General features: G+C 70.1%; 9 protein-coding genes. 3 read left to right on the forward strand and 6 right to left on the reverse strand.

Annotated features, from left to right (window positions below; genetic code table 11):
• Window positions 1-47: 47 nt before the first annotated feature.
• On the reverse strand, window positions 48-824 hold the full coding sequence (locus KBI44_09385; GenBank protein MBP9144682.1) for a hypothetical protein: 777 nt from the start codon (window positions 822-824) through the stop codon (window positions 48-50).
• 135 nt (window positions 825-959) lie between these two features.
• On the opposite strand from KBI44_09385, the gene KBI44_09390 reads away from it, so the two are divergent.
• Window positions 960-3773: a fused MFS/spermidine synthase gene (locus KBI44_09390; GenBank protein ID MBP9144683.1), complete on the forward strand. Its 2814-nt coding sequence runs from the start codon at window positions 960-962 to the stop codon at window positions 3771-3773.
• A 17-nt stretch (window positions 3774-3790) separates the two neighbouring features.
• On the opposite strand, the gene aceA is transcribed toward KBI44_09390, so the two are convergent.
• The 4 genes from aceA to KBI44_09410 are packed head-to-tail and all read right to left on the reverse strand — an operon-like array spanning window position 3791 to window position 10074.
• Window positions 3791-6067, reverse strand: a complete 2277-nt coding sequence (aceA, locus tag KBI44_09395; protein MBP9144684.1) for an isocitrate lyase ICL2 — start codon at window positions 6065-6067, stop codon at window positions 3791-3793.
• 19 nt (window positions 6068-6086) lie between these two features.
• The gene (locus KBI44_09400) at window positions 6087-7994 is read right to left on the reverse strand and encodes a malate synthase (protein MBP9144685.1); all 1908 of its coding nucleotides are present in this window, start codon (window positions 7992-7994) and stop codon (window positions 6087-6089) included.
• A gap of 54 nt (window positions 7995-8048) precedes the next feature.
• On the reverse strand, window positions 8049-9398 hold the full coding sequence (locus KBI44_09405; protein MBP9144686.1) for a hypothetical protein: 1350 nt from the start codon (window positions 9396-9398) through the stop codon (window positions 8049-8051).
• Window positions 9385-10074 (reverse strand): Crp/Fnr family transcriptional regulator, encoded by a 690-nt coding sequence (locus KBI44_09410; GenBank protein ID MBP9144687.1) that lies wholly within the window; start codon window positions 10072-10074, stop codon window positions 9385-9387. The genes KBI44_09405 and KBI44_09410 overlap by 14 nt, the downstream gene beginning before the upstream one ends.
• 143 nt (window positions 10075-10217) lie before the next feature.
• On the opposite strand from KBI44_09410, the gene ric reads away from it, so the two are divergent.
• Window positions 10218-10973 (forward strand): iron-sulfur cluster repair di-iron protein, encoded by a 756-nt coding sequence (gene ric, locus KBI44_09415; protein MBP9144688.1) that lies wholly within the window; start codon window positions 10218-10220, stop codon window positions 10971-10973.
• Here the strand turns inward: ric and KBI44_09420 are convergent.
• Window positions 10970-12679 carry a tail fiber domain-containing protein gene (locus KBI44_09420; GenBank protein ID MBP9144689.1) on the reverse strand — a complete coding sequence of 570 codons (1710 nt, stop codon included), beginning with the start codon at window positions 12677-12679 and terminating at the stop codon, window positions 10970-10972. The genes ric and KBI44_09420 overlap by 4 nt on opposite strands.
• A gap of 236 nt (window positions 12680-12915) precedes the next feature.
• Between KBI44_09420 and KBI44_09425 the strand changes: the two genes are divergently transcribed.
• Window positions 12916-13735, forward strand: an 820-nt coding sequence (locus tag KBI44_09425) for a hypothetical protein (protein ID MBP9144690.1), incomplete at its 3' end; no start/stop codon positions are given.

Consider the following 13735-nt stretch of genomic DNA (forward strand, 5'->3'; position numbering starts at 1 on the left):
CCCGCCGGTGGGCGGGGCTCCGGGTCCTCCGTGCCGCCGGGCTCCGCTCAGTCGATGCCGAACGACATGAGCTCGACCGGCACCAGCGCCTGCGAGGTCACGTTGGCGCGCAGGATGGCGTTGAAGCCCGGCTGAGCAGCGAAAGCCACCGCGCCGACACCCGAAACGGCCGTGTAGCCGCGGTTGCCTTCGCCGCGCACGTTGGTCGCCAGGCCGATGACTTCGTTGTTGATCGGGAACATGGTGGCCGAGTTCAGGCACCAGGCGCCGAGGAAGAAGGTGTCGTTGAACATTCCCGTCGTGCCGAGACCGGCCTGCGCAACGACGTTGAGCACTGGCGCCGAGAAGCTGGGGCCGGAGTTCATCAGGCCCACGATGTTGATCGAGGCGCGGGCGGAGATCGACGTGGCATTCAGCGGATCGGCGGCCTGAAAGAACAGGCCGGTGTCCACCGCGCTGTCTTCCATGAAATAGAACGAGAAGCTGTTCAGCGTGAGTGCGCCCAGCGGCACGCCGCCGATGCCCTGGCTGAAGCGGTTGCCGTAGACCTGCCCGAAGACCGTCGGCAGGGCGGTGAGGGCGCCGTCGTCGTATTGCATCGTCTGGGTATCCTCCGGCGCGACGGCTCCGGCAGGCGCGGTGTGGCCGCTACCGACCGTGGCCATGACGGGCCCCTGGCCGCGTCCCTGGCCGGGAGTCCAGCTGTTGCGTCCGGCGGCGGCGAGCTCCTGCTGCTTCGCGGCGGGCAGGGCGGCGGCGAGTGCGGAGACGGCAGCGGCGACGAAGAGCACGGATCCTGCAACCACGGAGTACGTTCGGCGCATAGTCCCCCCACATTCAACTTGCAGATAGAAGCCGGTATCTTAAGACCACCTCTCGCCAGGCGCAACCCCCAGACGCGGCTCCCCGCGGCAGCCGGCCGGAGACGCGAACCCCGATCGGCTAGGCTCCGGCCTCTCATGAACCGCACCCGCTTCCCGCTGCTGGCGCTCGCGCTGCTCGTCTCCGGCGCTTCGGGGCTGGCGCTGCAGGTCGCCTGGTCCGACCGTCTTTCGCTCGTCCTGGGGGCGGGAGAAGTGGCGATCGCCGCGGTTGTTGCGGCCACGATGAGTGGCCTCGCGCTCGGCGCCTGGTTCGGCGGCCGTTTCGCCGGTGGCAAACGGCCCGGGATCGGCTATGCCGCGGCCGAGCTCACGGTCAGCGCCGGCGCGCTGCTGGTGCCGGCTCTCGGCTGGCTCGTCGGCGCCGCGGAATCGGTGCTGGTCGCCTCGGGCTGGCCGGCGATGGGTCCGGGGTGGATGCTCTTCGAGGCTCTGGCGGCCATCGCGCTCCTGCTGCTGCCGGCGACCGCCATGGGCGCGGCTCTGCCGCTGCTCGCTGCGGCGCTGGGCGACGACTCCGACCGGCGCGGACTGGGGGCGCTCTATGCGGTGAATACGCTCGGTGCTGCCGTCGGCGCGGCCTGCGCGAGCTTCTGGCTCCTGCCTGCCCTTGGCCTGGCGGCGACCGAGAGACTCGCTGCGGCAGGCCACGCGACTGCCGGACTGCTCGTCCTCCTCCTGGTCTCGGCGCGCGCTCGCCAGGAAGTACGCGAACCGCGCGGCCGCTCTGCGCCCGCGCTGCTTCTCGCGGCTCTGGCGCTCGCTTCCGTCGCCTCGTTCGTGCTCGAGATGCTCTGGACCCGCCTGCTCGCCTACTTGCTCGGATCGTCGCTCGCCGGCTTCGGGGCGATGCTCTCCCTGTTTCTCCTCGGCCTCGCGCTCGGAGCCGGCGTCGCCTCACATCCGAGGCTCGCCGGTCGCCCGCTCGCGAGCTTCGTCGCGCTGCAGGCCTTCGCGGGGCTCAGCAGCGCCCTCGCCTTTCTCGCTCTCTCTCAGTTCGCCGCCCGCCTGCCGCCGGAGGGTGCGGCGCTCGGCACACGCCTGCTGATCGCGAGCGCCCTCCTGCTGCCGCTCACGTTCCTTCTCGGCGCCGGCGTACCGCTCGCCTTCCGAGCCGCAGCCGAGCGCGGCGCCGGCGGCCCGCTCGCTGCCGGTCAGATCCTGGCGGCAAGCACCGTCGGCGCGGTCGCCGGCGTGACCCTCGGGGGCTTCGTGCTGCTGCCGAAGATCGGCTTCGAAGGCACCGCGCGAGCCGGCGCAATTGTCGCCCTCTCGGCGGCGCTGTCCGCCGCTCTGGCGCTCCCGTGGCGTCGGTCTGCGGAGAGCGGGAGGAGCCCAACGGTCGTCGCCGGCGTGGGCTGGCTCGCCGGAGTCGCTCTCATCTTCCTGCTGCCCCTCGCTCGCCCGGATGCTCTCTTGCGCCGCGTCGCCTTCGGCCAGTTCGCGAGCGAGCGCGGCGCTCTCCTCTCGGCCGAGGCCGGCAGCACCGCGACGGTCATCGTCGTCGATCGCGGCGCCGGCTGGCGCCTCGCGACCAACGGTTTGCCGGAGTCGCTGATTCTCCCGCCAGGCGCCCGGCGCGGCCGGCTCGCCACCGCCTTCGGTCTGGGAAACCTCGGCAGCGCCGCAAGACCCGGGGCGCGCTCGCTCTTCATGGTCGGCCTCGGCGGCGGCGTGGCGCTCGAGACGATCCCCCCCGAGATCGAACGGCTGCGGGTCGCCGAGATCGAACCCGCGGTGGTTGCCGCGAACCGACTGCTCGCCTCGCACCGAGCCCGCGATCCACTCGCCGATTCGCGGCTCGAGATCGTGGCCGCCGACGCTCGGGCGCTGTTGCGCCGCGACCCTGCCAAGTGGGAGATCGTCGTTTCGCAACCTTCCCACCCGTGGACCGCCGCCGGCGCCCACCTCTACAGTCGTGAGTTCTTCGCCCTGGTCCACGACCGGCTGACACCCAGCGGCGTTTTCGTGCAGTGGATGGGCCTCGCCTTCCTCGACGCGCCGCTGCTGCGCGAGCTCTCCGCGACCCTGCTCGCCAGCTTTCGCGAGGTAGAAGTCGTCCAGCTCGATCCGGGCTCGCTCCTTTTCCTGGCGTCGGACGCGGCGCTCGACCTCGCCGGCGCCGGAGCGTTACCGGGCGACCCGGCGCATTGGGCGGAGATCGGCATCCTCGACCGGGGCGAGCTTGCCGACGCGCGGGTCCTCGACAGCGCCGGCGCCCGGCGTTTCGCGGCGGGCGCGCCGCTCCTCAGCGAGGATCGCAACCGCCTCCGCTTCGCGACGTCAGCGCCTGGATTCCGCGGCCTCGAGCCGGCCGCGCTCGGCGGGCTCCTCGCGCCGTACGACTCCTTCGTGGCCGACGCCGAGGCACCGCGGCGGCTGCGCCGCCTTAGCGAACGCGGCTTCCTCCTCCGCGCGACGCGTCTCGCCCGCCGCCTGGGGATCTCCGTCGAGACTGCCGACTCGCTGGCGAAGGACGATGCATTGCTGCGCGTGATCGACGCTGGCAGGCTGGCGCTCGCCGCCGGTGATCGCTTCGCGCTGGAAGAGCTGAGCGCCGCACTCGCCTCGATCCCCGCCGCGCATGCGCTCGGCCGCGAAGCGGTTCTCCTCAGGGCTCAGACCCTGTTGCTGCGCCGAGAACCGGACGCCGCCGCGGCCGCGGCCGCTCTTCTCGCGCGTTCGCTAGGCCCGCGGGCCTCGGCGCGCGAGCTCTTGATCGCCGCCGAAGCCGAGATGGCGGCGGGCCACTTCCGCGCCGCCCGCAGCCTGCTCGACGAAGTCTCCTCCGGCTATCGGTACGGGGCGCCGCCGGAGCTGTTGCGCGCCTACGGACGGCTGCCCGAGGCGTTACGGCCCTTCGACGACGAAGCCACCACTGGCCTCGACTAGCGAGCCCCGCGCGATCTTCAGCTCTCCTTGCGGACCAGCCTGCCGAGCTCGACGCGGTCGGCGGCGAGGAGTCTCTCGACCTGGGCCCGGTCGACTTCGGCGACGATGATCTGGCCGACCTCCGTATTGACCGCGGAGTAGACGCCGTGCGACTTCATCTTCGCCGCCTGGTACTGGTTGTCCTCGGTCGGCGAGACGTAGTGCACGGAGTCGGCCTTGTAGCGGTGCACGAGGTAGAGGTGGATGAGGGTCATCAGCCGCTTCTGGCGCAGCTTCTCGTCGAAGGTGTTCTGGTCGCGCACCGATAGGATGACCCGGCCGTGGCGATCCTGGATCGGCGCGAAGACGACGTTCGCCTCCTTCTCGCCCTCCTTGCCCCCCTTTCCGACAATCGCGAGCTCGAGGAGCTCGGACCCCGCGCGGTGTGGCTTGAGCTCGACGCCGAGCTTGAGCTCGAGCCCGTAGTGCGTGCTCCAGAGGCCGAGCCACTCCTCGAGGAGCTTCTTCGGCACCTCGGTCTGGATGAGGTGCTGGTGCTGCGTCGATCCCTTGCCCATCGCCTTCGTCGTCGCCGTGCGCCCCGAAGAGGCGAGCAGCGCGGCGTCGGAGCGCGGGCCGCCGACCAGCGTCTGCGGGGTCTTGTAGGGCGACTCGACGAGCCGGATCTTCCTCTGCAGCCGCGCCAGGGCGAGCATTCCGTCCTGCTTCAGGGCCGTGGCGAACTCCTCCCCGGCGACCCCGTCGACCTGATGGCCACCGTAGGTGATGAAGTTGAACACGAAGCCCATCTTGCCGAGCTCCTCGGGGAACCGCCGCATCTCGTCGTCGCCCATGCCGGTCGAGTCCCAGTTGAACGAGGGCGAGAGGTTGTAGGCCATCATCATCTCGGGGAACTCGGCGTGGATCGCCTCGGCGAACTCCCGGGCATCCTTGAGATCCGCGGTCTTGGTCTCCATCCAGAGAACGTCGGCGAACGGCGCCGCGGCGAGCGATTTGGCGATCGCATAGTCGACCCCGCCACGCACCTGGTAGTAGCCCTCCGGGGTCTTCGCGTGCTCGCAGTCCCAGATGATGTTGATGCCCAGCGCCTTCGCCTTCTCGCGGGCAGAGTAGAACGAGGCCCTTCTGGCAAACTTCCGCCACTGCTCGACGGTCACCTCGAGCGCCTCACCCTCGCCCGCCCGGAACTCGAGGATCTCGGCGACCGCTTCGCCGTAGGTCTCGAGCCCGGCCTCGGCCTCCCACCGCTCCACCAGGCGCGATTCGGCCTCGTCGAAGATCGCGTCGACCCTCGCCGCGCCGCCCTTGGCGTAGACCGCGGCGCCGTCGTCGGCGAGCTTGCCCAGGCCCGTGCGGTCCAGCCAGAGCCCGGCGGCGGCGTACTCTTCGACCGACACCTTGTAGAGGAGGTGGCCGTTGAGCTCACCCACGCCCCGGTCGTAGAAACGCTTCATGAGCGCCAGGAAGCAGAGCTTGTAAGCGGGCACCTGGAGATTCGTCGCGCCGAGAATGAACGGCTGGTCGCGCTCGTCGCTCCTGCCGTCGAGGAGCGTCGCCGCTTCGGCGTCGGTGCGCGCCACGATGATCCCCTCCACGCCCATGACGTCGAGCTGAAAACGCGCCGCGTTCAGACGCTTGATCTGCTCGTCGGAGGGCACCAGTACCTTGCCGCCCTGGTGCCCGCACTTCTTCGTGCCCGGGCGCTGGTCCTCGATGTGGTAGCCGGGGACCCCGGCCTCGACGAAGCGGCGGACGAGATTGCGCACGTGCGGATCGCCGCCGTGGCCGGTGTCGGCGTCGGCGATGATGAACGGGCGGAAGTCGGCGAGCGGCGTCGCCGCGCGCTGCGCTTCGCTCATGCGAGAGCGCAGGAAATGCTGGTTGCGGTCGGCGGTCAGCAGGGCGCGCACCAGGGTCGCGGCTTCGTCGGGAACCTGCGAAAGCGGATAGCTCGCGAGGTCGGAACCCGGGTCCTCGGTCACCGAGCCCTTGGCCGAGGTCGCCCAGCCTCCGAGATAGATCCCCTCGATCCCCAGACGCCGCATCGTCACCGCCTGGCCGGGTGAATAAGGCCCGAAGGTCGTGATGCTCCTCCTCTCCGCGAAGAGCTCGCGGAGGCGGGCGTGAAAGGCCGCAGCCGCCTCGCGAGCCACCGTGTAGTCGACGGCGATCCCCCCGCGTTGTGCGGCCACCTGCCGCGCCGAGTAGAGCCGCAGGACGCGCGCGAAACGCGGGCTGTCGAACCACTGCTGCAGAGCTTCCACCTGCTGGTCGAACTGGGTCATGGTGGTCATAGGGGGGTCCTGTTCTCGGTCAGGGTGCCGGTCGAGGCGTGAAGTCGAGATTGCCGGTGATACGGGTACCGTCTTTCTCGAAGAGCTCCAGGAACTGCGCGATGCGCTGGCGCGCGACGGCGAGGTCGTACTCGTCGAGATTCAGATTCAGCAGGTCGATGTACCACGGCGCCTTGGTCTTCGACGCGACGTAGGCCTTGACGATCGCTCTCGCGATCGGCAGGGTCGTGGTCTTGGAATCGTCGTGGACGTCGCGGTCGCGGGCGGCGAGCAGCTTGTCGTACTCCTCGTCGAGCAGGCGCTCGAAGATCCCGGCCGAAAGGGCTTCGCCGGCGCGCACTCCCGTCGGCGCGTCGTCCTCGGTGAAGCGGCCACCTTTGTGCAGCCACTCCCAGAGGATGCTCAGACGGATCTCGCCGGTCGCCATGTCCTCCATGAGATAGAGCACGTCTTCGTCGCCGAAGAAGTCGGCGGGCTTGAGTGCCGCCGCCTGGAAGCCCTGACCGAAGGCGTTGCCGTACTGGAGGGCAACGGAGAGGAGATCGCGTGCGCCGCGCACCGTGCGCGGCGCCGCCTCGAGCTCGACGAGCTTCCGGGCGTCGGCCGCGCCGTAGGTGAGACGCGGGAAGGCCCGGCCGAGCTGATTGTCGGCGCCCGCGACCTCCCACACCGGCCGCACGATGTGCACCATCTTCCAGTGCGCCACCCACTTGCCGGAGGCTCCCTCGCGCTGCTCGCGCTCGGCGCCGGCGACCGCGCGCCGCATCCCGGCGGCGACACCGGCCGGGGAGCCGACCGGAATGTTCGGCTCCATGCCGCCCTGCCAGAGCGCCATTCGTCCGGCGAGATCGGGCGTGTTCACCGCCCGCCGCACGCGGTCCTCGTAGTGGCGCATGTAGCCATAGGTCATCGTGATCGCGTCGATGTTCGGATTCACGAACTCCGGATCCCAGGCGAGCGCGTCGGAGACGCTGTTGATGTAGTCCCAGCGCCCGGTGTTGAAGCCGACGAAATGCACCCCGAGCGCGGCCCGGATCTCCATCAGCTGAAAAGCCGCCTCGAGTTGTTCGACCAGGACGTAGACCAGAATGGTTCCGGGCGGGAGGCCGAGGTGCGCCTCCAGCGCCAGCAGAAGCCGATTCCAGAGCGCCGCTTCGCCGGCCGTCTGGATCTTCGGCAGATAGAGCACCACCGACGATCCGGCAGCGCGCAGGCGCCGCTGATTGTTGACGACGTAGAGCACGACATCGACGATCGAGGCCGAGAATCCCGTGCCGTCCGCCTCGCGCAGATGGCGATCGTCCAAGTGCAGGCCGCGGGCGCGGAAGATCTTCGTGGTGAATTCCAATTGCGCGCGCCAGTCGGCGATGATCTCGCGACCGAAGAATCGGCGCGCCCAGGCGTTCATTTCGCCGGCGACCTGGCCCGCCACCTCCAGGAAGCGTGGGTCCGCGGCGATCGCCAGTTTGAGGTTGCGCTGGTTGTCGAGCGCCATCGTGGCGACCTGGCCGAGGGCGTCCTCGCCGTCGAACATCCAGCCGTCGGCGCCGGAGAGCAGAGCGTACGCGACGTTTCTCAGCCCACTCGCCGCCCCCTCGTTCCTTTCGGAGGCTTGAGGCCGGGTGGCAGGGCCCGTCCCCTGGATCCACTGACGCACGAGGTCGGGCGGGATCTCGGGACCGGTGAACTTGCCGTCGCGGGCGTCCTGGACACGAAGTCCGGTACCTGGAATCACGCTCTCGGGATCGAGAAAATCGATCGGCCGGCGATCGGCCGCCCGCATCGCGCGACGTCGGATCCGTTCCGCCATGAGGGAGAGGCGCTCACGGTTCCACGGCGCGAGTGCCTCGACGGCGGAAACGGCCTCTTCGGTCCAGATCTCGGGATAGTCCTGTCGGACCTCCGCCCTCCATTCCAGCCTCGGCATCCAGTCTCCCTTCCGTGGAATTCTCCCACTTTTTTGCCGCAGTGCGGCACCCCCTCATCGGGTGGGACGGCCAGATCCTGCCGGCGGCGGCCCGGCGAGCGCGAGCAGGTGCGCCGCACTGGCCAACGTCGCCGCCAGGAGGAGGAGCGATCCCAGCCGGATGATCTCGTGGCGGCCGATGAAGGCCCCGCCAGCGAGCAGGGGCACGCCCAGGCCCCAGCCCGCAAGGACGACGCGCAACCAGGGCAGGGAGGCCCGAAAGTCGAGCGCCGCCGGGGGCGGCTGGGCCGAAGCCGAGGATCGCGGGCTTGCCCCGCCGTGCCGGCGGATCCAGGCGTAGGCCGGGGCCAGGAGTCCGGCGACGCCGAATACCATCTGCGCCAGGAAACCGAGCAGGACGAGGATGCCGTAGGGCACGATCGCGCGGCGCAGTGCCAGGTCCTCCGGAAACCAGGCAAGGAGGACCCCCAGTGCCGTCGCCCCGGCGAGCGCCGCGAGGGCCAGGACCGCATGCACCGGGGTGGGATCGAAGCCCCTCCGGAAGGTCGCAGGGCGCACGCGCCGCCGGGCCAGGGCCGCGCCGTGGGCGAGGAAGGCGACGACGGCGAGCGCCGCCACCACGGCGAACCACGGCACCAGCGACGGAGTCAGGAGGATGGAGGCTCCCAACCCCAGCGCACCGGCGGCGTGCAGCGCTGCGATCCAGTAGAGGTCACGACCGGCGCCGGGGCGGGCCGCGAAGAGCATCGGCAGCATCCGCGAACCGAATCCGAAGAGAGTGCCGGTGAGCCAGCCGAAAGCGGCGAGATGGGCGTGGGCGGCGAGGATCGCCGAACGCTCGAGAGCCGGCGGCAGGCCGAAGATTCGCGCCCAGGCGAAAGAGACTCCGAGGCCTCCGGCGAGCAGGAAGAAGCCGGCGGCACTCCCGATCAGAACTCGCGTGCCCAGCGGGACACGGCAGGCCGGGAGACCGAGCGCCAGCCGGCCGAGAATCCAAACGCCGCCCAGGAAGGCGGCTGTGCCGCCGACCGCGGCGTGCCATGGACCGGCGGCGGCGAGGCCGTGGGCCATCGCCATCGTCCCCGCAGCGTGCAGGACGAAGGCGGCCAGGTCGAGCCGGCGCTCGGCGAGCGGCAGCCGGAGGACCGAAGGGGCGAAGGCGTAGATCGCCCCGTAGACCGCCGAGGCAAGGAACCCGAGCGTCAGCAGATGGACGTAGCCGACGAACCGCGAGGAGCTCGGGAAGGTGGTGAGGTCCTCGGGCGCGACCAGGGCCCGGCCCAGCGCCACGACGAGCGCGGCATGGGCGAAAGCGGCGTAGAGCGCAGGGAGCGACTGGCCGGGGCGGCCGGGCCGGGCACCGGCTGTGGAGACCGGTTCTGCGGAGCGCTCAGGAGAGGGCAACGAGCTCGAGCGCCGCCGGGTCGAGGATCTGGAAGCCTTCCCGGTCGGTGCGCACGAGGCCTTCCTTGCCCCAGCGGCTCATCACCCGGATGGCGGTCTCGATCGTCGTCGCGCAGAGGTCGGCCAACTCTTGGCGCGTCAGCCGCACGGGGACGAAAACGCCCTCGTCGTTGCGGACACCCTGCTCGTCGGCGAGCTTGCACAGCAGGCGCGCCATGCGCGCTTCCACTCTCCCACCCGAAAGCTCCGCCATACGCTTGGTCAGCTCGACGAGGCGCAGCGTCAGACCGGAGAGCAGACCGCGAACCAGCGACGGATGCGCCTCGAGCAGCGCAAAGAAGGCGTCGCGGCGGGTCACCAGGCAGACGGTGTCGACGGTCGCCGTGGCCGAGGCCGGATAGGCGAAGCCCTCGAAGGCAGCGACGGCACCGATCGGGTCGCCGGGCCCGGGCATGTCGAGGATCACCTCGCGGCCGGCCGGGGTCAGCTTCGCGACCTTCACGCGGCCGGAGGCGACGACGTGCACCGACCGGGCGGCATCGCCCTCGCGGAAGATGAGACTGGCGCGCGGGAAGCTCTCGAGCGTCGAAACCGCCGCCAGCTTGACCCGGTCGTCGGCCTGCAGGCGCCGGTAGAGCGGGAGCTGGGCAATCGCCTGCTCAACCTGGGAACTCATGGAGGGATCGTAACCGATCCCCGCCGTCCCGCATTCGCCGACTCCCCTATGACGCCGGTCATGCGCCCCGTTCTCCGTCGCTGCTACCTTGGCGTCGAGCAGCGAGCAGGGCCCCCGCGACGGGGGCGGAAAGGACTCTCCCCTTGAGCACATTCGACCTGTCCACCCCCGTCGGCGAGATCGTTGCCCGCTATCCCTCCACCAGCCGCATCTTCGATCGCGCCGGCGTCGACTTCTGCTGCAGCGGCAAGCGACCGCTCGGCGAGGCCTGCCAGGCAAAGGGCCTGCCGGCCGATCGCCTGCTGGCCGAGCTCGAAGAGGAGCTCGCGGCGGTTTCCGCAGAGCCCGATGCCTCGTTGGCCGACGCGCCCCTGCCGGCGCTCACCCGCTACATCGTCGAGCGCTTCCACGTGCCGCTGCGCGAAGAGCTGCCGCGCCTCGGCCGGATGGCCGAGCGGGTGCTCGAGGCCCACGGCCGCGCTCATCCGGAGGTCGTGCCCGAGCTCGTCCGCATCTTTCGCGCGTTCCGCCCCGAGCTCGAAGAGCACATGGGGAAGGAGGAGGCGGAGCTCTTTCCCGCGATCGAGGCTCTGGAGGCACCCGCCGCCAGCGCCGGCGCGCGGCCCTCGCCGATCGCTGAGCAGGTCACCGCCCTCGAGGGCGATCACGACGGAGCGGGAGCGGCGCTCGTCCGGCTGCGCGAGCTGACCGGCGGCTACGTTCCGCCGGCCGGCGCGTGCAACACTTTCCGGGCGCTCTACGATGGCCTCGCCCATCTCGAGACCGAGATGCACCTGCACGTCCATCTCGAGAACAGCGTGCTCTTCCCGCGCGCCGTCGCCCGCGCGCGCGAGCTCGGCGTCCGGGAGTTGCTCGAATCGCCGCGCCCGGGTCTCTAGGGCCGCTCCGCGCCGCTCGCCTCGATCGCTCGGAGCCGGGCCTCGAGCGTCTCGATGGTGCGCTGCTGCTGCTTGACGACTCCGGTGAGCACCGCCACCACGTCCATCGCCGAGAGGCCGCGGTGGTCTTCGGTCGCGACCAGATCCGGCACGTCCTCGGCGATGAAGCCGACCTGCTGGTCTTCCGGATTCGACCGGTAGGCGAACGTCACCGGCTGGAGACCGTCCAACGCCTCGCGCGCCACTTCCGGAGAAAGGTCGACGATCCCGGTCTTGAGCTCGCGGCTGGAGGCGTTCGTCCAGTTTCCGCCGATGAGCTTCGCGCCGGAAGCGTGGTCGATGTTCTGGGTCGGATTCGCCACACCGCCGATGCCGAGCCGGTTGTTGCGCAGGACGAGGAGGTCCTGCGGATTCGCCGGAAAGATCTTGAACGGCGCGGGTCCGGCGACGTTGTCGGTGACCAGGAGGGCGCCGCTCACCGGGTTGTTGCGCACCGCCCAGGTCGCGTCGACCGTGCCACCGGCGCTCACGATCTCGAGGCCGATCTGGGTGTTGCCTGCATTCGCGGTCTTCTTGAGCCGGATATTGTCGCCGTTGACATGGAGCTTCGCCTCGGGCGACGCGGTGCCGATGCCGACTTCGCCGTCGGCGGCGATGTCGATCGAGCTCGTCGGCGCGCCCGGGCGGATGCGAAACGGCAGCCGGGAGCCTCCGGTGACGTCGCGGACGAAGAAGTTCGCCTCGTTGCCGGCGATGTCCCAGGTCTGGGGGGTGAAGCCGCCGGCGCCGGTCTGTTCGAGACGCGCCCCCGGCGTGTTGCTCGTGGAGATATGGAGGTCCAGCACCGGCGTCGCGGTGCGCAGGCCGATGCGCCCGGCGTCGTCGATGTAGAGGGAGTTGGTGGCGGCGCTGCCTTCGATCGTGAACGGCACCCGGGCGGCGGTGATGTCTTCGATCGAGAACTTGTTCAGGCCCCCGGACGCTGAGTCGTTGGCGGTCAACTGCCAGTCGGTCGCGGGAAAGTTCCCGACCGAGGTGTCGTCGAACTTGATCCGCAGGTTGTTCTCCTTCAGCCGGATGGTGTCGAAGCCGAAGCTCTCGTTGTTGACGCAGTCGAGCCCGGTGCAGAGGCTCCCCTGGACGATCAGATCATCGGGAATCACCTGGTCCAGAGTGGAGAGGACGGGTCCGCCCGCAGCAGCCGTGGGCGAACCCTCCGGACTGCGCGGCCCGCGGACGTCGCCACGGCTCGGCTCGCTCGCGGCGCCCGCGATGGCCGCGCCGTCGACGATCGCGAAGCCGCCGCTCACCACCCAGCCCGACTCGCCCGCCGGCCGAACTGCCATCGCCCCGGCGACCGCTTCCGCCTCGGAGCGGCTGCGCCCGTGGGTGGCGATCGCGCGCAGCTGCCAGGTGTAGCTGCCGTCGGCTAGCGCCGAGCCGTCGCCGCGCAGGAGCGCCAGGGTCGGCAGGCTGCCGGCCGAAAAGAGGTGTCTCGCGACCTCCCCCGTCGGGCCGGAGACCGTGAGCTCGACGGCCGTTGCCGGACCTTCCAGGGGAAAGTCGATGCTCCCGCCGCGCACGACCGGCAGGACCGACGCGGGCGCGCCATCCGCGGCGCCCATGGCGGGCAGCGCCAGGGTCAGGAAGGCGAGCCAGATGACAGTCGGGGAGGAGAAGACGGGTCGAAAGTTCGAGTGGGCCATGGAGGCCTCCTTCTGGGTTGGGAAGTCAACCTACCATGAGGCGGGGCGTTCGCCGACACACCCCCTCCGTGGGGTGGGGATACGGGGGTCGCCGAGGCGGGAGCAGGTGACGTCACCCCGCCGTCGCGCTATCTTTCCCCTTCAGCCACACCCGCCGCACCGATTTCCGGCAGAATCCGTCGTTCCATGCACCTTGTCCGTCCAAGAGACCGCTCGCCCAGCCCTGGAGCCCCGAGATGAAACTCTCCGCCCGCGCCGCACTTCTCTTCTGCATCGGCACACTGGCCCTCTCGAGCGCCGAGGCCCAGGTCTCGCTCACCACGCTCGGGAGTCCCTACACCCAGAACTTCGACACGCTGGCAACCACGGGCACGGCGAATGCCTGGAACGACAACTCGACACTCACGGGGTGGTACTCGCAGTTCAGCCTCGTTCCCGCGAGCCCAACCACCTACCGCGCGGATGCGGGTGCGTCCAACACGGGGGCGATCTACAGTTACGGCACTGGTACGGCGACCGAGCGGGCCTTCGGTTCGGCCTCGTCGGGCACTCCCGGGACGATCCTGAACGCGGTGCGCTTCGTCAACAATACCGGTTCGACGATTACCTCCCTCGATGTCACCTACAACGGCGAGCAATGGCGCAACGGCGGCAACACGGCCGTTCACCAGCTCGATTTCCAGTACCAGGTCGCGGCAGCGACCGTTGTCACCGATGCCAACACTCCGACTACCGGCTGGCTCGACTCGAACGCACTCGACTTCACGAGCCCCACTGTCGGCGCGACCGCCGCAGCCCTCGACGGCAACGCCGCGGCCAATCGCACCGCACTGGCGTCGACGATCACCGTCACGGTCGCCAACGGTGAAGAGATCTGGCTCCGCTGGTCCGACATCAACGACGGCGGCAACGACCACGGACTGTCGGTCGACGACCTTTCGGTCACGCCGCAGGGCGGCGGCCCGGCCAATCTCTCGGTCGACGACGTCTCCTTGAACGAAGGCAACACCGGCACGACGAACTTCACCTTCACCGTCAGCCTTTCCTCGCCGGCCG

It is taken from the genome of Thermoanaerobaculia bacterium, assembly GCA_018057705.1.
In the GTDB taxonomy this organism is placed as follows: Bacteria; Acidobacteriota; Thermoanaerobaculia; order Multivoradales; family JAGPDF01; genus JAGPDF01.